The 18,013-nt window shown below is 64.1% G+C and carries 20 protein-coding genes; 14 read left to right on the top strand and 6 right to left on the bottom strand.

The annotated features are described in order from the left end of the window. Window positions 1–120: 120 nt before the first annotated feature. Window positions 121–702, bottom strand: coding sequence for an NAD(P)H-dependent oxidoreductase (locus tag AB1A62_RS07610; protein ID WP_366660914.1), 582 nt, complete (start codon window positions 700–702; stop codon window positions 121–123). A 124-nt stretch (window positions 703–826) separates the two neighbouring features. On the opposite strand from AB1A62_RS07610, the gene AB1A62_RS07605 reads away from it, so the two are divergent. The 3 genes from AB1A62_RS07605 (at window position 827) to AB1A62_RS07595 (ending at window position 3,089) form a co-directional block, all read left to right on the top strand. Beyond that, complete coding sequence (locus tag AB1A62_RS07605) at window positions 827–1,705, top strand: LysR family transcriptional regulator (protein WP_366660913.1); 879 nt, start codon at window positions 827–829, stop codon at window positions 1,703–1,705. After that, window positions 1,702–2,598 carry a DMT family transporter gene (locus AB1A62_RS07600; protein ID WP_366661009.1) on the top strand — a complete coding sequence of 299 codons (897 nt, stop codon included), beginning with the start codon at window positions 1,702–1,704 and terminating at the stop codon, window positions 2,596–2,598. Before AB1A62_RS07605 ends, AB1A62_RS07600 begins: the two co-directional genes overlap by 4 nt. 80 nt (window positions 2,599–2,678) lie before the next feature. Then, complete coding sequence (locus AB1A62_RS07595) at window positions 2,679–3,089, top strand: universal stress protein (protein ID WP_366660912.1); 411 nt, start codon at window positions 2,679–2,681, stop codon at window positions 3,087–3,089. 9 nt (window positions 3,090–3,098) lie between these two features. On the opposite strand, the gene AB1A62_RS07590 is transcribed toward AB1A62_RS07595, so the two are convergent. Then, on the bottom strand, window positions 3,099–3,443 hold the full coding sequence (locus tag AB1A62_RS07590; RefSeq protein WP_271907605.1) for a metalloregulator ArsR/SmtB family transcription factor: 345 nt from the start codon (window positions 3,441–3,443) through the stop codon (window positions 3,099–3,101). An 86-nt stretch (window positions 3,444–3,529) separates the two neighbouring features. On the opposite strand from AB1A62_RS07590, the gene AB1A62_RS07585 reads away from it, so the two are divergent. The 7 genes from AB1A62_RS07585 to AB1A62_RS07555 all read left to right on the top strand — a co-directional run bounded on the left by AB1A62_RS07585 (window position 3,530) and on the right by AB1A62_RS07555 (window position 8,109). Beyond that, window positions 3,530–4,426, top strand: coding sequence for a DMT family transporter (locus AB1A62_RS07585; protein WP_366660911.1), 897 nt, complete (start codon window positions 3,530–3,532; stop codon window positions 4,424–4,426). 204 nt (window positions 4,427–4,630) lie between these two features. Further along, a complete protein-coding gene (locus tag AB1A62_RS07580; RefSeq protein ID WP_366660910.1) occupies window positions 4,631–4,966 on the top strand; it encodes an AtpZ/AtpI family protein in 336 nt (111 codons plus the stop codon). Between the two features lie 40 nt (window positions 4,967–5,006). Further along, on the top strand, window positions 5,007–5,810 hold the full coding sequence (locus AB1A62_RS07575; protein WP_366660909.1) for a F0F1 ATP synthase subunit A: 804 nt from the start codon (window positions 5,007–5,009) through the stop codon (window positions 5,808–5,810). An 88-nt stretch (window positions 5,811–5,898) separates the two neighbouring features. After that, a complete protein-coding gene (locus AB1A62_RS07570; RefSeq protein WP_008553903.1) occupies window positions 5,899–6,135 on the top strand; it encodes a F0F1 ATP synthase subunit C in 237 nt (78 codons plus the stop codon). 88 nt (window positions 6,136–6,223) lie between these two features. Next, on the top strand, window positions 6,224–6,772 hold the full coding sequence (locus AB1A62_RS07565) for a F0F1 ATP synthase subunit B' (protein WP_366660908.1): 549 nt from the start codon (window positions 6,224–6,226) through the stop codon (window positions 6,770–6,772). Window positions 6,773–6,776: 4 nt separating this feature from the next. Then, entirely contained in the window at window positions 6,777–7,334 is a 558-nt protein-coding gene (locus AB1A62_RS07560; RefSeq protein ID WP_366660907.1) for a F0F1 ATP synthase subunit B, read from the top strand. A gap of 217 nt (window positions 7,335–7,551) precedes the next feature. Then, window positions 7,552–8,109 carry a hypothetical protein gene (locus AB1A62_RS07555; RefSeq protein ID WP_366660906.1) on the top strand — a complete coding sequence of 186 codons (558 nt, stop codon included), beginning with the start codon at window positions 7,552–7,554 and terminating at the stop codon, window positions 8,107–8,109. Between the two features lie 39 nt (window positions 8,110–8,148). Here the strand turns inward: AB1A62_RS07555 and AB1A62_RS07550 are convergent, their stop codons facing one another. Further along, entirely contained in the window at window positions 8,149–8,919 is a 771-nt protein-coding gene (locus tag AB1A62_RS07550) for an FCD domain-containing protein (protein ID WP_366660905.1), read from the bottom strand. 157 nt (window positions 8,920–9,076) lie between these two features. Here AB1A62_RS07550 and AB1A62_RS07545 point away from each other — a divergent pair, with 157 nt between their 5' ends. The 4 genes from AB1A62_RS07545 (at window position 9,077) to AB1A62_RS07530 (ending at window position 14,854) form a co-directional block, all read left to right on the top strand. Continuing rightward, entirely contained in the window at window positions 9,077–10,285 is a 1,209-nt protein-coding gene (locus tag AB1A62_RS07545) for a PLP-dependent aminotransferase family protein (protein WP_366660904.1), read from the top strand. A 165-nt stretch (window positions 10,286–10,450) separates the two neighbouring features. Next, entirely contained in the window at window positions 10,451–13,906 is a 3,456-nt protein-coding gene (locus AB1A62_RS07540; RefSeq protein WP_366660903.1) for an AAA family ATPase, read from the top strand. 65 nt (window positions 13,907–13,971) lie between these two features. Continuing rightward, window positions 13,972–14,439, top strand: coding sequence for a YbjN domain-containing protein (locus tag AB1A62_RS07535; protein WP_366660902.1), 468 nt, complete (start codon window positions 13,972–13,974; stop codon window positions 14,437–14,439). A gap of 70 nt (window positions 14,440–14,509) precedes the next feature. Further along, a complete protein-coding gene (locus AB1A62_RS07530) occupies window positions 14,510–14,854 on the top strand; it encodes a hypothetical protein (RefSeq protein ID WP_366660901.1) in 345 nt (114 codons plus the stop codon). Here the strand turns inward: AB1A62_RS07530 and AB1A62_RS07525 are convergent. Genes AB1A62_RS07525 through AB1A62_RS07515 form a run of 3 tightly spaced genes read right to left on the bottom strand, consistent with a single transcriptional unit; the run spans window position 14,851 to window position 17,937 of the window. Then, on the bottom strand, window positions 14,851–16,020 hold the full coding sequence (locus tag AB1A62_RS07525) for a lytic murein transglycosylase (protein WP_366660900.1): 1,170 nt from the start codon (window positions 16,018–16,020) through the stop codon (window positions 14,851–14,853). The genes AB1A62_RS07530 and AB1A62_RS07525 overlap by 4 nt on opposite strands. A 46-nt stretch (window positions 16,021–16,066) precedes the next feature. After that, on the bottom strand, window positions 16,067–16,978 hold the full coding sequence (gene cbiB, locus AB1A62_RS07520) for an adenosylcobinamide-phosphate synthase CbiB (protein WP_366660899.1): 912 nt from the start codon (window positions 16,976–16,978) through the stop codon (window positions 16,067–16,069). After that, a complete protein-coding gene (locus tag AB1A62_RS07515) occupies window positions 16,975–17,937 on the bottom strand; it encodes a threonine-phosphate decarboxylase (protein ID WP_366660898.1) in 963 nt (320 codons plus the stop codon). The genes cbiB and AB1A62_RS07515 overlap by 4 nt, the downstream gene beginning before the upstream one ends. Window positions 17,938–18,013: the final 76 nt, after the last annotated feature.

Raw genomic sequence — 18,013 nt, 5'->3', positions numbered from 1 at the left:
AATGCCTGTGCTTTGAAATGCTGATGCGGGCAGACTGGCACATCGGAGCGCTGGCCGCCAAACGCAAAAATGCCGCCAGCCGGAACGGCTGGCGGCAGTTGCGCCGGGCAGTGCAGGGGTTCAGGCTGCCAGCGCTTCGATCTGGGTTTGTGCTTTGGCCAGGGCGCCCTCGGCGTCGATCGACATGGCGTCTGCCGCCACGATCTCAACGTCGGTGATGCCGATGAAGCCCAGCACATGGCGCAAGTAGGTGGTGGCAAAGTCGATGTCGGAACCCGCCTGGGTGCCGCCGGAGGCCACCGCGACAATGGCGCGCTTGCCTTCCAGCAGGCCGATGGGGCCGGATTCCGTGTAGCGGAAAGTGACGCCGACGCGGGCCACCAGGTCGATCCAGGCCTTCAGCGTGGAGGGCACCGAGAAGTTGTAGATCGGCGTGCCGATCACGATGGTGTCGGCCTGCTTCAGCTCCGCAATCAGGGAGTCGGAGAGGGCGAGCAGCTGTTTCTGCTCGTCGCTGCGCTGGTCTGCCGGGGTGAAGTTGGCCCCGATCCAGGCGCCGTCCAGCAGCGGCAGCGGCGCGGCCAGGTCGCGGCGGACCACATTACCGGCGCCAAGGCGGCTGACGATCTGTGCGGAGAGGTCCCGGGTGACCGAACCTTCGGTACGGGCGGAGGAGTCGATATGCAGAACGGTGCGGGTCATTTTGGTGTTCCTGTGCTTGTTGCTGACAGGAATTTGGGGTATTGCAAATTCGAACGCAACGCCGCAAAACTCACAGCGAGTGTGCATTTGCGCGCATGATGCGCGGAGCGGCAAGGAGGCTGCCATGGAGAATTGGGATGAAGTCCGCACCGCCTATCAGGTGGCCCGGATGGGGACCGTGAGCGGCGCCGCCGAGGTGCTGGGCGTGCACCATGCCACGGTGATCCGGCACATCGACGCGATCGAGGCGCGGCTGGGGGTAAAGCTGTTCCAGCGCCATGCCCGCGGCTACACCCCGACCGAGGCGGGCCAGGATCTGTTGCGGGTGGCTCAGGCGACCGATGATCAGTTCAGCCAGCTGGTGGGCAGGCTGAAGGGGCACGGGGACGACGTCTCCGGCGAGCTGGTGGTGACCTCGCTGGCCTCTTTTGCACCGATGCTGGTGCCGGCACTGAAGGACTTTCAGGACATGCACCCGGACCTGATCATCCGGTATTTGACTGGCGACCGTCTGTTCCGGCTGGAATACGGCGAGGCGCATGTGGCGATCCGGGCGGGCAATGCGCCGGACCAGCCGGACAATGTGGTGCAGCCCTTCATGAAGCAGCAGATCGGGCTGTATGCGTCCAAGGCTTACGTGGAGAAGTACGGCGTGCTGAAAGGGGTGGAGGACATGCCCAACCACCGGTTCATCGGCAATGACGATGAAAACAGCCGCGCGCCGTTTTCGCGCTGGCTGCGGGCGAATGCGCCGGCGGAGGCGATCTCCTTCCGCTGCTCGAACGGGTTCACCATGCAGAATGCGGTGCGCAGCGGCGCGGGTATCGGGTTCATGGCGGCCTGGGAGGCGCGGCAGCAGCCGGACATGGTGGAGATGATGGCGCCGGAGGAAGAATGGGAAGGCACCCTGTGGCTGGTGACCCATGTGGACCTGCACCGCACCACCAAGGTGCAGGCGTTTCTGAAATTCCTCAAGGAGCAGGCCAAGGAATGGCAGCTGTGAGCGAGGCGCTGCGCGGGCATCTGGCGATGCTGCTGTTCTCGGCGCTGGTGGCGGGATCGTTCTCGCTGGGTGTGATGGTGGCAAACGAGATCGCGCCGGCGGCGCTGAACGCGGCGCGGTTCGGCATCGCCGCGGTGGTGATCGGCGCCGCGGCGCTGGCAACCACCGGGATGCGGCGGGTGCATTTCCAGGCGCCCTGGCGGTTCGCGGTGCTGGGCGGGCTGTTCGGCGGCTATTTCGTGCTGATGTTCTACGGGCTGCAAACCGCGGCGCCGGTCAGCGCGGCGGCGGTGTTCACGCTGGTGCCGGTGATGAGCGCGGGCTTCGGCTGGCTGCTCTTGCGGCAGGTGACCACCCGCTGGATGGCGCTGGCGCTGTCGATCGGGGCTGCGGGCGCGGTCTGGGTGATTGTGCGAGGCGATCTGAACGCGCTGGCGGCGTTCCAGATCGGCCAGGGCGAGATCATCTATTTCTGGGGCTGCGTGCTGCATGCGATCTACACGCCGATGGTGCGCAAGCTGAACCGGGGCGAGCCTGCGGTGGTGTTTACCTTCGGGATGCTGCTGGCGGGCGGCGGGCTGCTGGCGGCGTTCGGCTGGCAGGACATTCTGGGAACCGATTGGATGCAGCTGCCGGGCATCGTCTGGATCGGCCTGTTCTATCTGGCACTCTTTGCCAGTGCCGCCACTTTTGTGCTGCTGCAGTACGCCACCCTGCGGCTGCCCTCTGCCAAGGTGATGGCCTATACCTACCTGACCCCCAGCTGGGTGATCCTGTGGGAGATCGCGCTGGGCCGCGGCGCGCCGCCGGGCATGGTGCTGATCGGGGTGGTGATGTCGGTGGCGGCGCTGGTGATGCTGCTGGAAGGCGACGCCAAGCCGGTGCGGGCCTGAGCGCTTGCGGTGAGTCAACAAAGATCCCTTGTTTTCCGCTATACTGGTCCTGAGGGACGCGCCAGGAGAAGGAGGGAGAAATGTTCAAGCATATCATGGTGCCCGTCGACCTGCACATGCCCCCGGCGGTCAAGAAAGCCCTGAACGTGGCTGCGGATTTTGCCAAGAACCACGGCTCGCGGGTGACGCTGGTGCACGTGACGGATCAGCAGGTTGAGGGCGCCCACACCCTGGGGCCGTCCGGCGAGGAACTGGCAGCACTTGCCAGCAAGCTGGCAGAGAGCAGCGGCACAAGGGTCGAAGCGCTGCCGATCCATTCCGTGGATGTCGGATCAGAGATCGACTCCATCCTGGCCCGGACCGCGAAGGAACTGGAGGTGGACCTGGTCGTGATCGCGACGCATATGCCCGGTATCCTGGACTATGTGTTCTCGTCCCACGCCAGCCACCTGGTGCTGCATTCCGAAATTTCGGTGTTCGTCGTCCGCTAGTTCAGACCCCTAGGTTTCGGACGGGGCATCCTCTGACAGGTGCTCCGCCTCCAGGAAGCGTTCAAAGGCATCCAGGTTCACCGGCTCGAACTGGCCGAAGCCTTGCATCCAGACAGAGGCTGCCCGCATCGCGTCGGGCTGCAGTTTGCACCATTTGACCCGGCCGCGCTTCTCCTGCGCGATGAGGCCTGCGCGGGTCAGGATTGTCAGATGCTTGGAAATTGCCGCCAGCGACATCTCGAACGGCTCCGCCACGTCGGTCACGGCCATGTCGTCCTCTAGCAGCATGGTGAGGATCGCCCGGCGGGTCGGGTCGGCCAGGGCCGCAAAGACGGTGTCGAGGGTGTCGCTCATGCCTCCACTCCTATCCACAGACCGGGGATTTGACAATCTGTCCCGAGCCGTCATGGTAGCGCCTTTCAGGCGCGGAGATTGATGGCATGGCATTGAAGTACTGGCTGGTGATCTTCATCCTCGGCATCGGCTGGGGCATGTCCTTCATGTTCAACGCCATCCTGCTGCGAGAGCTGGGGCCGCTGTCGGTCTCGATGGGGCGGGTCGGGTTCGGCGCGCTGGGCTGCTGGGTCTATGTGCTGGCGGCGCGCAAGAGGGTGCCGGCGGGCATGGGGCGCTGGCTGGCGCTGTTCGGGTTCGGCGCGCTCAGCTATGCCGGCCCCTTTGCCTTCTACGCTCTGGGACAGCAGCATATCGCCAGCGGCGTCGCCGGGATCGTCAATGCAACCACGCCGGCGCTGGCGGTGGTGGTGTCGCATTTCTGGCCGGGGGGCGAGCGGGCGACGGTTCTGAAGTCGCTGGGGGTGATCTGCGGTTTCCTGGGCATCGTGCTCCTGTCGCTGCCATTGCTGCAGGGCGGCCAACCGTCGGAGGTCTGGGCGGTGCTGATCACCCTGTGCGCGCCGCTGTGCTATGCCTTCTCGGTCAATATCGCCCGCAGCTTCCGGGACATGGAGCCGGTGGTGCTGGTGGCGATTGCGCTGACCGGCTCCACGGTGGCGATTGCCCCGCTGGCCATCTGGAGCGAAGGGCTTCCCCATATCACCCGGATGGAAACCTGGGCGTCGCTGTTCGTGATCGGCTTTGTGCTGACTTCGGCGGCCTTCATTGCCTTCTACTGGGTCTTGCCCAAGGTAGGGCCGACCAACATCACCATGCCGACGCTGATCGCGCCGGTCTCGGCCCTGTTTCTGGGAACGTACATTCTGGGCGAGACGCTGCTGGCGGAGCATCTGTGGGGCATGGCGGCGATCCTGCTGGGGCTGTTGCTGATCGACGGGCGGATTGTGCCCTGGCGCCTGGCAAAGCGGCCTGTCCGCTAAAATCAACCTTTCGGTTGAATATGGATTCCGGACGGGTTTGGCGCTAACGGCGGCTGCGGCAGAGCGGCGCGGCGCGCGCAGATTGAGGTAAGTTCATTCTAAAACAACATGTTAGGCGCAATCTGAATCTTCAATCCTTGTAATTGACTCCTAGGCCCCGTGGCCTTAGCACCCTGCATAGAAATTCGCGTGAGGATGGCGCCCGTGACCGACGACGACCAAAAGCAGCGCATGGCGCAGCTGGAGGAGAAGCTCGCGGCGGCGCGTAAGGCCCAGGAGCCCAAGCCGCGCGCGGATGAGCACTATTCTCTGGCCAATCAGGCCTGGCGGATGGTGATCGAATTGGTGGCCGGTCTCGCGATCGGCTTTGGCATCGGATACGGGCTGGACCACCTGTTTGGAACCCTGCCCATCTTCATGGTGCTGTTTATTATGCTGGGCCTGGCGGCTGGGGTGAAAACGATGCTTCGCACCGCGCAAGAGATCCAGGAACAGAAACTGGCCGATGAGGCCGAAAAAAATACGCAAGACCGGGACTGATCCGACGGGATCGGCGACCGGCGACAGGAGAAGCGGACCGATGGGCAAAATTTTCTTTTTCGCAGCTCTGGCACTGGTAGTCGTGTCGGGTCTGATTTTCGCTCCGGCGGAAGCAAAGCTGGCGATCCACCCGATGGACCAGTTCATCGTGCAGCCGCTGTTCGGCGGTGACCACATCTCCTGGTACACCCCGACCAACGTGACCCTGTGGATGGCGCTGGCGGTTGCCGCTGTGTTCGCGCTGCTGGTGCTGGGTTCCTCGCGCCGCGCCATCGTGCCGGGCCGCACCCAGTCGGTTGCAGAGCTGGCCTATGGCTTCATCTACAAGATGGTCGAAGACGTGGCCGGCAAGGACGGCGTCAAATTCTTCCCCTACATCATGACCCTGTTCATGTTCATCGTGATGGCCAACTTCCTGGGCCTGATCCCCGGCTCCTTCACCACCACCTCGCATATCGCGGTGACCGCGGTGCTGGCGGCGCTGGTGTTCCTGACCGTGACCATCCTGGGCTTCGTCAAGAACGGCGCCGGCTTCCTGGGCCTGTTCTGGGTGTCGAGCGCGCCGCTGGCGCTCCGCCCGATCCTGGCCATCATCGAACTGATTTCCTACTTCGTGCGCCCGGTCAGCCATTCCATCCGTCTTGCCGGTAACGTGATGGCGGGCCACGCGGTTCTGAAAGTGTTCGCAGGCTTTGCCGCAGCACTGGGCATGTTCAGCTTCCTGCCGATCTTTGCCATCACCGCGGTTTACGCCCTCGAAGTTCTGGTGGCCTTCATCCAGGCCTACGTGTTCACCATCCTGACCTGCGTGTACCTGAAGGACGCACTGCACCCGAGCCACTAAGGCCAGGAACTGAAAGCTAAGCGGGCGGCGCCCTGACCGGGCGCGCCCACCCTAGAAATCACCACATTCCATCGTAAGGAGAGAAATCATGGAAGGCGATATCGCACAACTCGGTCAGTTCGTCGGCGCAGGCCTGGCAGCAATCGGTTCCGGCGCAGCCGCAATCGGTGTGGGCCACGTGGCTGGCAACTTCCTGGCAGGCGCTCTGCGCAACCCGTCGGCAGCCGCCGGCCAGACCGCAACCCTGTTCATCGGCATCGCGTTTGCAGAAGCACTGGGCATCTTCTCGTTCCTGGTCGCTCTGCTGCTGATGTTCGCCGTCTAAGACCTTAGGAACCTATTTCCTTACGGCCGGGCAGTGCGGCATAACCCTGCACTGCCCGGTGTAACGGCAAGTTCCCAAGGAGGACGACATGGCATCTAATACGCAAGACGCAGCACACGGCGCCGCAGACGCAGCGCACGGGTCTGCTCCGGGCATGCCGCAGCTGGACTTCTCGACCTTCGGGAACCAGATCTTCTGGCTCGTGGTCGCCCTGGTCGTGATCTACCTCATTCTGTCGCGCGTCGCGCTGCCCCGCATTGCTGCGGTGCTGGCCGAGCGTCAGGGGACCATCACCAACGACCTCGCCGCGGCTGAAGACCTGAAAGCCAAGGCTGTCGAGGCCGAAGACGCATATAACAAAGCTCTGGCGGACGCCCGTGCCGAGGCTCAGCGCATCGCCGCCGAGACCCGCGCCGAGATCCAGGCCGGGCTGGATGAGGCCATCGCCAAAGCAGACGAGCAGATCGCTGCCAAGGCCGCCGAATCCGAAAAGGCGATCGCCGAAATCAAGGCCGGCGCGCTGGAAAGCGTGAAGTCGGTTGCAACCGATACTGCAGAGGCGCTGGTCGCTGCACTGGGCGGTTCGGCAGACAAAGACGCAATTGCCGCGGCAGTTGCCGAGCGGACGAAAGGATAAGGACATGCGCAATATTCTCGCTCTTGCCCTGACCCTTGGCGCGGCTTCCCCCGCATTTGCGGCCGGCGGCGGCATGGACCTGTCCAACACCAACCTGGTTGTTGCACTGGCGTTCATCCTGTTCATCGGCATTCTGCTGTTTGCCAAGGTGCCCTCGCTGATCGCCGCTCAGCTGGACAACCGCGCCGAAGGCATCCAGAAGGAACTGGACGAAGCCCGCGCGCTGCGCGAAGAGGCCCAGACCGTTCTGGCCTCCTACGAGCGCAAGCAGCAGGAAGTTCAGGCCCAGGCCGACCAGATCGTGGCTGCCGCCCGTGACGAAGCTGCCCGCGCAGCCGAGCAGGCGAAAGCCGACCTGGAGGTTTCCATCGCCCGCCGTCTGGCAGCTGCCCAGGAGCAGATCGCTTCGGCAGAGGCGTCGGCAGTGAAGGAAGTGCGTGATCAGGCGATCACCATCGCTGTTGCCGCCGCGGATCAGGTGATCTCCAAACAGATGACCGCGACCGAGGCCAACAAACTGATCGACGCGGCCATCGCGGATGTGGACGCCAAGCTGCACTAAGCTGGGCTGATACAGACAAGTTAAAAGAACCCGGTCCGAGCGGCCGGGTTTTTTTGTGAAGGAAGCTGTTTGGAGTAAGATTCTGTCAGCACAGCCTTGCGGGTACAAACCTATCCGCGCCAACTTGCTTGGAGCCGAATTTAGTGGATTACTGGCGCGGGAAAATTCAAACCCAGCACATGCTAAGTGAAGCAATTTTCAACACGGTTTTTTTGAGATGAAACATTTCCGATTTTGGGCAGTGCGGATCTTGGGGGCTTATCTGCTAGTTTTGCTAGCAACATTTTTGTTTGCCCTTGGATCTATGAAGTTCAACAGCTTGGCGATTTGGGAACGTAAACTAAACCCATCGACTTTCGTGTTTTGGCAAGGTGGTGAATACTATTCAAATCCTCCGCTGTTTTCGCAAACGATGTCCGATACACAGGGGCAACTGGCAGTACGGGAGCCGCAGAGTTTTGAAGATGTAGATATTTGGGTACTGCTTCTGGATGACTTCGCAGAGATTACAAACGTCGAAGTAGCTTTGCAGTTGGGGATCGAGACGGAAAAAACCGCGAGAAACCTGCCAAGTCACACGACAGAGTTTTCAGGAGTCAGCCTAAGCATGCGGCTGCACCCTGTTCCGTTTTACGTTGAGCGCAAAAGAGTACTCATCATGAATGCTGAGTTTCTGAGAGAGAACTACAAAGTTCAGTGTCTGGACGAGATGGTTTACGGCGCAATGATCGGGCAACGAGATCAAGCACTTTGGGATAGATGCGAGGTTAGTTAATCTTCGTCTTAACGCGTTGGGTAATTGCTACCCTCGGTTTCACCCCTTCCCGGTCTCATGCTCCAGCCGCTGCTTTGCCACCTCTGCGTTGCGCTCGGCGCGCTGGTGGTCGGTGAGGGCCTGTTTGACATAGTCCAGGTGCGCCTCCACCGCGGTGCGGGCGGCCTGCGGGTCGCGGGCCTGCAGAGCGGCGTTGATGGCGCGGTGCTGCTCTAGGAGTGCCTCATAGGTGGTGTGCTGCTGGAACATGATGCGGCGGTTGTAGAACACACCTTCGCGCAGCAGATCAAACATCGAGCGCATCATGTGCAGCATGATCACGTTGTGGCTGGCGTCCATGATGGCGGAGTGGAACTGGGCGTCGAGCTTGGCCGCTTCCTCGGACACGGCAGGATTGCCGGCTGCCTCCATCTTGTCGAAGATCGCCTGGATCACCTGCAGGTCATAGTCCGACCCGAACCGGGCGGCGCGTTCTGCTGCCAGCCCCTCCATGTCGCGGCGGAAGTTGAGGTAGTCGAACACCGCCTCGTCATGGGTGGCGAACAGCTGGATCAGGGCGGGGGAGAAAGCGGAGCCCAGAACATCTGCCACAAACACGCCGGAACCGGCCTTGGAGGCCAGCAGCCCACGGGCCTGCAGTTCGCCAATGGCGTCGCGCAAGGAGGGGCGGGAAACGCCGAGCCGCTCAGCCAGTTCCCGTTCGGCGGGCAGCCGTTCGCCCGGCGAAAGAATGCCGCGCAGGATCAGCTGCTCGATCTGCTTGACGACGGAGGCGGAGAGTTTCTCGGGCTGGACTTTCTGGAAGGGCATCTGGTCGCTCTGGCGGATTGGTCAATTTATATGACCACGCAGGGCGGGTAGCTGCAAGAGCGGACCGCATCACGAAGGCTGTAACAATAGGTCAGCATTGTTGACTTTAATTTGGAGCTTCCTACCGTGGTCCTAGATGTTCAGCGAGGAGAGAGCCATGCAACTGGACCAGATCTTTGCCACCCGCAACAGCCGGATGAAGGCGTCGGAAATCCGCGAGCTGCTGAAGCTGCTGGACCAGCCGGATATCATCTCCTTTGCCGGCGGAATTCCGGATCCGGCGCTGTTCCCGGCCGACGAGTTTGCCGATGCTTTCAAGGCGGCGCTGAGACCGGAGCGGCAGGCGCAGGCGCTGCAGTATTCGGTGAGCGAGGGCTATCTGCCGCTGCGCCAGTGGATCGTGGCGGAGATGGCGAAGATCGGTATTGCCTGTGAGGCGGAGAACGTGCTGATCACCTCTGGTTCGCAGCAGGCGCTGGATTACCTGGGCAAACTGTTCCTGTCGCCGGGCGACACCGCGCTGGTCGGCTGGCCGACCTACCTCGGGGCGCTGGCGGCCTTCAACGCTTATGAGCCGCGCTATGACCGGCTGTCGCTGAACGGGAACCGCACCGCGGAAAGCTACGCCGAGGGCGCTGCAGAGGCGGGCAGTGCGGTGAAGTTCGCCTATCTGTCGCCGGACTTTGCCAACCCGACCGGAGAGACGCTGGACCGCGCAGGGCGGTTGCGGCTGCTGGACATCGCGGACGCGCTGGACTGTGCGGTCATCGAAGACGCGGCCTATCAGTCGCTGCGCTATGACGGGGCGCCGGTGCCGCCGGTGCTGGCGCTGGAGATTGAACAGAAGGGCACGATCGAGGACTGCCGGACGATCTATTGCGGCACCTTCAGCAAGACGCTGGCACCGGGGGTGCGGATCGGCTGGGCGGTGGCGGCCAAACCGGTGATCTCGCAGATGGTGCTGCTGAAACAGGCGGCAGACCTGCATACCTCGTCGATAAATCAAATGGCGGTGCATGGCGTTGCAGAAGCCTGTTTCGATGATCACGTGGAGCAGCTGCGCGCGGTCTATCAGCGCCGCCGGGACGTGATGCTGTCGGCCCTGGAGGAACACATGCCGGAGGGCGTGGACTGGACCCGGCCGGAGGGCGGCATGTTCATCTGGGTGACCCTGCCGGAAGAGTTGGACGGTGCGCAGCTGCTGGCCCGGTCGCTGGAGACAGAGCGGGTTGCCTTTGTCCCCGGTAAGGCGTTTTTTGCCGATGGCAGCGGGGGCAACACGATCCGGCTGAGCTTCTCAAACTCCAACCATGCAGCCATTGAGGAAGGGATTGCCCGGCTGGGACGGCTGCTCGGTTCCGCCTGAGGGCGGAAAACGCCGGGTTGAGCAAAAGACCGCTTGAACCTTCGGGTTATCCACAAGATATGGTGTGATTTGCCGGAAATTCGCCCCGATTTGGGGGTGCGGAGCGTTGACTCAACGGGTAGGAACCGCTGAACTTTCTCGATACGGAATCACGAAGGGGCAGCTTTGCGGTTTTCCAAGCTCAGGCTGAACGGCTTCAAAAGCTTTGTTGATCCTACCGAACTGGTCATTGCCGATGGGCTGACAGGGGTTGTGGGTCCAAACGGTTGCGGCAAATCCAATCTTCTCGAGGCATTGCGCTGGGTGATGGGGGAAACCCGCGCCAAGGCGATGCGCGGCGGCGGCATGGAGGATGTGATCTTTGCCGGCACCTCGTCGCGGCCCGCGCGCAACTTTGCCGAGGTGAGCCTCAACATCGACAACTCGGAGCGGCTGGCGCCTTCGGGGTTCAATGATGCCGACGGGCTGGAGATCGTGCGCCGCATCACCCGCGATGTGGGAAGTGCCTATAAATCCAATGGCAAGGACGTGCGGGCGCGCGATGTGCAGATGCTGTTTGCCGATGCCTCCACCGGTGCGCATTCGCCGGCGCTGGTGCGGCAGGGGCAGATCGCGGAGCTGATCAACGCCAAGCCCAAGGCGCGCCGCCGCATTCTGGAAGAGGCGGCGGGGATCTCCGGCCTTTATCAGCGCCGTCACGAGGCTGAGCTGAAGCTGAAGAACACCGAGGCCAACCTGCTGCGCGTCGACGACGTGATCGAGCAGCTGGCGGCGCAGCTGGCGCAGCTGGCCAAGCAGGCGCGGCAGGCGCAGCGCTACCGCGAGATCGGTGAGAAGCTGCGGCTGGCCGAAGGCATGCTGCTGTACCGGCGCTGGCGCGAGGCGGATGAGGCGCGGCTGGCCTCAGAGGATGAGCTGCGGGTGCGGGTCGAGCAGGCTGCCAAGGCGGAGGCGCTGGTGCGTGCCGCCGCCGCGCAGCGCAGCACGTTTGAGGAAAAACTGCCGCCCCTCCGCGAGGAAGAGGCCATTGCGGCGGCCATCCTGCAGCGGCTGGTGGTGCAGCGCGACTCGCTGGGCGACCAGGAGGCGCAAGCGCGCCAGACCATCGAGCGGCTCAGCAGCCGGATTGTGCAGCTGGGCAATGATATCGAGCGTGAGGCGGGCCTGAACAAGGACGCGGGCGAGACCATCGAGCGGCTGGAGTGGGAACAGCGGGAGCTGTCCAAGGCCGGTGATGGCCATGACGGCAAGCTGGCCGAGGCCGCGGAACTGGCGCGCGACGCGGGCTCGATCCTGCAGGCGCGCGAGGATCACCTGGCGCAGGTGACTGAGGATGTGGCCCGTCTGGCGGCCCGTCACCAGTCGGCGCGGCGCGCGGTCGAGGACTGCCAGCGTGCGTTGGGCCGTTCTGAGGGCGAAGCTGAGAAAGCCCGCGCGGCCCAGGGCGAGGCGCAGGAGGCGCTGGAACTGGCGGCGGAGAAGTTTGAGGCGGCAGTCACGGCTGAGGAGGAGGCGCGTGAAGCCTCTGAGATGGCGGAGGAAGCGCTGGAAGCGGCGGATGAGGCGCGGACCGAGACCCAAGCCCGTGAGGCCGAGGCGCGCTCGCAGCGCTCTGAAGCTGAGGGCGAGCTGGGTGCGTTGCGCGCTGAAGTGACCGCGCTGGCCAAACTGGTGGAGCGCGACACTGCCGAGGGCGGTCAGGTGCTGGATGAGCTGACTGTCTCGCCCGGCTATGAGAAGGCCCTGGGCGCGGCGCTGGCGGATGACCTGCGCGCGCCGCTGGCGGATGCGGACGGGCCGACCGGCTGGCTGTCTCTGCCGGGCTATGACCGTGACGCGGCACTGCCAGAGGGTGCGCAGCCCTTGGCGCTGTTCGTCTCCGGCCCTGAGGCCCTGTCGCGCCGGGTGGCGCAGATCGGCCTGGTGGATGGCGATGCAGCAGCGGGCCTGCAGGCGCAGCTGCTGCCGGGCCAGCGGTTGGTGACGCTGGAAGGCGACTTGTGGCGCTGGGACGGCTACCGCGCCTGGGCCGAAGATGCGCCGAGTGCCGCAGCCCTGCGTCTGGAGCAGCTCAATAAGCTGGAAGCGCTGAAGCAGGAGATGGAGCGTGTCAGCGCCACGGCTGATGGCGCCCGGGCTGCGCATGAGATGCTGCTGCAAAGGCTGGAAGAGGTGACGCTGGCCGACCAAAACGCCCGGCAGGCGCGGCGGGTGGCGGATCAGCGGGTGGCCGATGCCGCCCGTGCCCTCAGCCGGGCCGAGGCCGACCGCAATCTGGCCGAGGGCAAGCTGGAGACCCTGGGCATTGCGGTGTCGCGCCACGAGGAAGACGCGCTGAATGCCAGCCTGCAGCTGAAAGAGGCTGAAAAGGCGCTGGGGGAACTTGGTGATTTGGACCAGGCCCGCACCGCGGTCGAGGACATCAAGCAATCGGTCGAGGCGGCACGGATCACCATGCTGACCCACCGCTCGAGCCATGACGAGCTGCGCCGTGAGGGCGAGGCCCGCACTAAGCGCGGGCAGGAGGTGACCAAAGAGCTGTCCGGCTGGCGGCATCGTCTGGAAAGCGCCGAGGCGCGGATCGAGGAACTGGCGGAGCGCCGTGAAGCCTCGCAGGAGGAGCTGGAAGAGGCCAACGCGGTTCCGGCGGAAATCGCTGAGAAGCGGGAAGAGCTGAACGAGGCGATCTCCGAGGCCGAAGCGCGTAAGTCCGCAGCCACCGAAGCACTGATCGCCGCTGAGGCCGAACTGCGCGAGGCGGTCCACAAGGAGCGTGAATGCGAGCGGCTGGCCTCCGAGGCGCGCGAAGCGCGGGCCCGGTCCGAGGCACGCAGCGACGCGGCCAAGGAGGCGGTGACCCAGGCCGCGGGCCGGATCATTGAGGCGCAGCAGATCACTCCGCAGGCGCTGCTGGAAAAACTGGGCGTGTCACCGGACGAAATGCCTGCCTCGGATGATCTGGAGCACGACGTGGACCGCTACAAGCGGCAGCGCGATGCCCTGGGCGCGGTCAACCTGCGCGCCGAGGAAGACGCCCGCGGCGTGCAGAACGAGCACGACACGCTGGTGGCTGAAAAGCTGGACCTGGAAGGCGCGGTGAAGACCCTGCGCGATGGGATTTCCAGCCTCAACCGCGAGGGCCGCGAGCGGCTGCTGACCGCGTTCGAGCAGGTGAACAACAGCTTTGCCATGCTATTCACCCATCTGTTCGGCGGCGGCGAGGCCAACCTCGTGATGGTTGAGAGCGACGACCCGCTGGATGCGGGCCTTGAGATCATGTGCCAGCCGCCGGGCAAGAAGCTGTCGACCCTGTCGCTGCTCTCCGGCGGCGAGCAGACGCTGACCGCGATGGCGCTGATCTTTGCGGTGTTCCTGTCGAACCCGGCGCCGATCTGTGTGCTGGACGAGGTCGACGCGCCGCTGGATGACGCCAACGTCACCCGTTTCTGCGATCTGCTGGACGAGATGTGCCGCCAGACCGACACCCGTTTCCTGATCATCACCCACCACGCGGTGACAATGGCGCGGATGGACCGGCTTTTTGGTGTCACTATGCAGGAAAAGGGCGTCAGCCAGCTGGTTTCGGTTGACCTCAAGAAAGCAGAGGCGATGGTGGCTTGAGTTCCGGTGCGGCGGGGATCTGTGCCGGAGGCTGTTTGCAAAGACAAAGTTTTGTGGAGTGACAGATGAATATGCTCAAGACCTTTGCCGCCGCTGCGGCGCTGATGGTGCCTGCTGCCGCGATGGCGGAAAACGTGGTTGCCAAGACCGGCGACAGCGTCGCCAATTTCTTCAAGGATGAGGGCGCCAATGTTGAGGTGACCACCGACAGCGTCGGCGACCCGAACCTGAAGGTCGAATACTACGGCAATGATTTCTCGGTTTACTATTACGGCTGCGACAACAACACCAACTGTGAGGCGATCCAGTTCTTCTCCGGCTATCAGACCGACGGCAGCGTGCGCTTGTCCAAGATCAACGAATGGAACACCAACAACCGTTTCGCCCGCGCCTATGTCTCTGCGGAAGGTTCTGCCCGGATCGAGATGGATGTGCTGCTGGGCAACAAGGGCATGAGCCCGGATGATTTTGCCGATGCGGTGGGGATCTGGAACCGCGCGGTGCAGGACTTCGAGGAATTCATCGACTGGTAACCCGGCCTGTCACCGGAACGTGACTCCGGGCCGCAAGATCAAACGCTAGGGTGGGGGCATGAGATGGATCATGCCCCTTTTCCTTTGCCTGATCGCAGGCGGTGCCGCGGCGGACAGCTGGCAGCTGCGTCCCGGCGACACGCCCTTTGCGCAAGCGGAACTGGAGGCGCTGCCGGGCCGGGCCTTCCGCTTTTTTGACGGCGGCGAGTCGCAATACGGCAGCGATGGCGCCTATGCCTATACCTACTCCGCCGAAAACGGCGGCGGCACCGCCTGGGGCACCTACCGGATTGCCGATGACGGCAGCATCTGTGTGGATTTCACAAATGGGTTCGGGCGCTGCGACCTGTTTGTCCGCAACGGCAGCCGGATCATTCTGATTACCGAAAAGGGCGAGAGGTTCCCGGTGCGTTAAAGCTTCTTGAGCAGTGCTGGCGTCGGCCAGGCGTCTGCGGGCAGGCCGAGGCGTTTCTGCTCTTTCTGAACCGCTACCCGGGTTCGGGCGCCGAGAATGCCGTCGATGTCGCCGACATTGTGGCCGCGGGCCTGCAGTTTCTGCTGCAGCTGCTTCATCTGGGCGCCGTTCAGCCCGCTGTCGGGTTTGCCGGCCTCATAGACGTCAGCGCCTTGCAGCCGGTTGGCGAAATACGCCGCCGTCAGCACATAGGTGAAGCTCTGGTTCCACTCGAAATAGACGTCGAAGTTCGGATAGGCGAGGAAGGCCGGCCCCTTGTGGCCTTGCGGCAGCAGCAGCGACGCGCGCAAGGAAGGCTCCGGCAGATTGCCATCGCGCGCGGCAACGCCCAGCTTGCGCCACTGGGCCACGGATTTCTTGTGCGCCGTGCCGCTATTGGACAGGTCCAGGCCTTCGGGGATGGTGACCTCTTGCAGCCATGGCTGGCCCGGCTGCCATCCCATGTGCGACAGCATCCGCGCGCCGGACATCAGCGCGTCAGGGGCGGAGGTCTTCAGGCTGACCTTGCCGTCGCCATCGGCATCGACGCCGTGCTGCAGGATATCGCCGGGCAGCATCTGCACCATGCCGATCTCGCCCGCCCAGGCGCCGGTGGTGTGTTTGGGGTCGAAATTACCCTGTTTGAACAGCTCCAGCGCGGAAAACACCTGCGGCCGGAACAGTTCCGGGCGGCGGCAGTCATGCGCCAGGGTGACCAGCGCGTCGCGGGTGTTGAAGTCGCCCTGATAGCCGCCGTAGTCGGTCTCAAACGCCCAGAAGGCCAGCAGAACGCCGCGGTCGATGCCATAGGTGCTCTCGATCCGCTGGAAGGTGGCGTCGTGCTTCTGCGCCATCTGACGGCCGAGTTTCAGCCGGTTCTGCGAGATCAGGCGGCGGGAGAAGTCGATGAAGGGCTTCTGGAACACGCCCTGGCCGCGGTCGGCCTTGAGCACGCGGGAATCCTGGCGGGTGCCGACAAAGAACGCATTGACCGTGGCGGTGTCATAGCCGGCCTGAACGGCCTCGTCCTTCATCAGTTTCACGAAGTTCTGAAAACCGCCGCCGCATTGGGCTGATGCTGCCGCAGGCAGCAGGGCCGCTGCGAGGACAAAGGGCAAAAGGCGCATGGTTCTGGCGCTCCTTGGTCTTACCGCTCCCACAGGGTCTTATGTGCTAGAAAACCGCGGCAATGGCAACCGTCAGGGCCAGCGCAAGCGCCCAGGCCTGCCAAAGGAGCGTAACGGAACGGGTGATGGTTTCGGCGCTGGCGCTTTTGGTGCCCTGTGCGTGGACCCAGGCGAAATCGCGCAACTCGCCGTCATAAGACCGCGGTCCGGCCAAGGAGGTGTCCAGCGCCCGCGCCATTGCAGCCTCCGGCCAGCCGGCATTGGGCGAGCGGTGCTTGCGGGCATCCCCGGCGATGGCGCGCCAGTGGCGCAGCTGGCCGCCGGCCGCCGCGATCAGCAGGCCGGTCAGCCGGGCCGGGATCAGGTTCAGCAGATCGTCCAGACGGGCAGAGGCCCAGCCGAAGTCTTCATAACGGTCGTTGCGGTAGCCGATCATGCTATCGGCGGTGTTGACCATCTTGTAAATGATCAGCCCCGGTAGCCCGGCGATGAGGAACCAGAAGGCAGGTGCAATGACCCCGTCCGACAGGTTCTCGGCGCCGCTTTCGATGGCGGAACGCGCGGCCTGCGGTGCGGTCATCGCGCCGGTGTCGCGGCTGACGATCATTGCCACGGCCTCGCGGCCTTCCTCCAGGCTGCTGCGCAGACCCTTGGCAACCGCGGCGACATGTTCGGTCAGGGACCGCTGGGCGATCAGGATTGCCGCCACCAGGATTTCCACCAGGGTGCCGGGCAGGGCCAGAAGTTTGCCAGCGAAGAAGCCGGCCAGAACCAGCGCCGATGCTGCCAGCACGCCATTGATGCGGCGGCTGGAGCCGGTGTTGAGCTTGCGGTCCAGAAAGCCGACCAGCTTTCCCATCAGCACTGCCGGGTGGGTCAGGCGCGACCACAGCCATTTCGGCTCCCCCAGGACAGCGTCCAGCAGCAGGGCAACGGCGAGCATTCCGGCAGTGGTCATAGCGCGGCCTCCAGCCGGTCCCAGCCGTCCGCGGGCGGCAGGCCAAGACGCAGGTAGGTTTTAGAGTAGGGAAAGATGCGGCTCCAGATATGGGCGCGGGCCAGTTTCCGCTGCCAGGCTTCGGCGTCATCCACATTGTAGAGCCGGAACAGATCGGTGCCGCCTGCCAGGCTGGCGCCCTTGGCAAGCACCAGCTCATCCAGCCGGACCGCATCCTGATGCAGCCGGGTGCGGGCTGCCTCTGCCCAGGCGTGATCCTGCAAGGCAAGCGCGCCTGTGCGCAGGGCCGGGCCGGACACCGCCCAGGGGCCCTGCCAGGTGGACAGCTGCGCAATCAGCTTGGGGTCGCCGATGGCAAAGCCCAGCCGCAGCCCGGCGAGGCCCCAGAACTTGCCAAAGCTCTTCAGTACCACCACGCCGGGACGGGCGGCCATGCGGATCAGGCTTTGACCGGGGCAGACATCGCAGAAGCTCTCGTCGATGACTGTCAGAGGCGCCTGCAGCTCATCCTCGCGCCACATGCGGCCATCCGGGTTGTTGGGGTGCACCGCAACCTTGGCTTCTGCCGGCCCATGCACCCTGACGATCCAGCCGCGGGCCTCGAAGGCGGCGGCGTGTTCATTGTAAGTGGGTTTGGTGATCTGCACCCAGCGCGGTTCGGCCAGGGCGGGCAATGCGGCAATCAGGGCCGAGGCGCCGGGCGCCGCCAGAACCGCAGCCTGATCCGGGATGTTCCAGAAGCTGCGGGCGGCTTGTTCCAGATCCGCCAGCGCGTCCGCATCCGGCAGCGCGCCCCAGTCGCCGGCGGAGAACTCCGGCAGAGTGTAGGGGTGCGGGTTGATGCCGGTGGACAGGTCCATCCAGCCGTCGCGGCCGCCGCCGAATTCGGCGATGGCGGCGCTCAGGTTGCCGCCATGATCGCGGGGCTGGGCTGCGGGGTCGTGAGAGAGGTCATGCATCGCGGTCGCCACCGGTGAGAGTTCATTCCGGCCCGGGCCGGATGCCGTCTGAGGCACTGCGCGTATTAACCTATGC

The organism is Leisingera sp. JC11 (genome assembly GCF_040704725.1).
Lineage (GTDB): Bacteria > Pseudomonadota > Alphaproteobacteria > Rhodobacterales > Rhodobacteraceae > Leisingera.
Note: the sequence above shows the minus strand (reverse complement) of the source record. Positions and strands in the feature narration are given on the sequence as shown.

Bases quoted from the DNA above. Each gene is read 5' to 3' on its own strand.
- AB1A62_RS07545 (WP_366660904.1), top strand. From the start codon at position 9,077: ATGCAACTGGACCAGATCTTTGCCACCCGCAACAGCCGGATGAAGGCG.
- AB1A62_RS07590 (WP_271907605.1), bottom strand. From the start codon at position 3,443: ATGAGCGACACCCTCGACACCGTCTTTGCGGCCCTGGCCGACCCGACC.
- AB1A62_RS07515 (WP_366660898.1), bottom strand. From the start codon at position 17,937: ATGCATGACCTCTCTCACGACCCCGCAGCCCAGCCCCGCGATCATGGC.
- AB1A62_RS07595 (WP_366660912.1), top strand. From the start codon at position 2,679: ATGTTCAAGCATATCATGGTGCCCGTCGACCTGCACATGCCCCCGGCG.
- AB1A62_RS07565 (WP_366660908.1), top strand. From the start codon at position 6,224: ATGGCATCTAATACGCAAGACGCAGCACACGGCGCCGCAGACGCAGCG.
- AB1A62_RS07525 (WP_366660900.1), bottom strand. From the start codon at position 16,020: ATGCGCCTTTTGCCCTTTGTCCTCGCAGCGGCCCTGCTGCCTGCGGCA.
- AB1A62_RS07535 (WP_366660902.1), top strand. From the start codon at position 13,972: ATGAATATGCTCAAGACCTTTGCCGCCGCTGCGGCGCTGATGGTGCCT.
- cbiB (WP_366660899.1), bottom strand. From the start codon at position 16,978: ATGACCACTGCCGGAATGCTCGCCGTTGCCCTGCTGCTGGACGCTGTC.
- AB1A62_RS07575 (WP_366660909.1), top strand. From the start codon at position 5,007: ATGGGCAAAATTTTCTTTTTCGCAGCTCTGGCACTGGTAGTCGTGTCG.
- AB1A62_RS07610 (WP_366660914.1), bottom strand. From the start codon at position 702: ATGACCCGCACCGTTCTGCATATCGACTCCTCCGCCCGTACCGAAGGT.
- AB1A62_RS07560 (WP_366660907.1), top strand. From the start codon at position 6,777: ATGCGCAATATTCTCGCTCTTGCCCTGACCCTTGGCGCGGCTTCCCCC.
- AB1A62_RS07570 (WP_008553903.1), top strand. From the start codon at position 5,899: ATGGAAGGCGATATCGCACAACTCGGTCAGTTCGTCGGCGCAGGCCTG.
- AB1A62_RS07530 (WP_366660901.1), top strand. From the start codon at position 14,510: ATGCCCCTTTTCCTTTGCCTGATCGCAGGCGGTGCCGCGGCGGACAGC.
- AB1A62_RS07585 (WP_366660911.1), top strand. From the start codon at position 3,530: ATGGCATTGAAGTACTGGCTGGTGATCTTCATCCTCGGCATCGGCTGG.
- AB1A62_RS07605 (WP_366660913.1), top strand. From the start codon at position 827: ATGGAGAATTGGGATGAAGTCCGCACCGCCTATCAGGTGGCCCGGATG.
- AB1A62_RS07555 (WP_366660906.1), top strand. From the start codon at position 7,552: ATGAAACATTTCCGATTTTGGGCAGTGCGGATCTTGGGGGCTTATCTG.
- AB1A62_RS07550 (WP_366660905.1), bottom strand. From the start codon at position 8,919: ATGCCCTTCCAGAAAGTCCAGCCCGAGAAACTCTCCGCCTCCGTCGTC.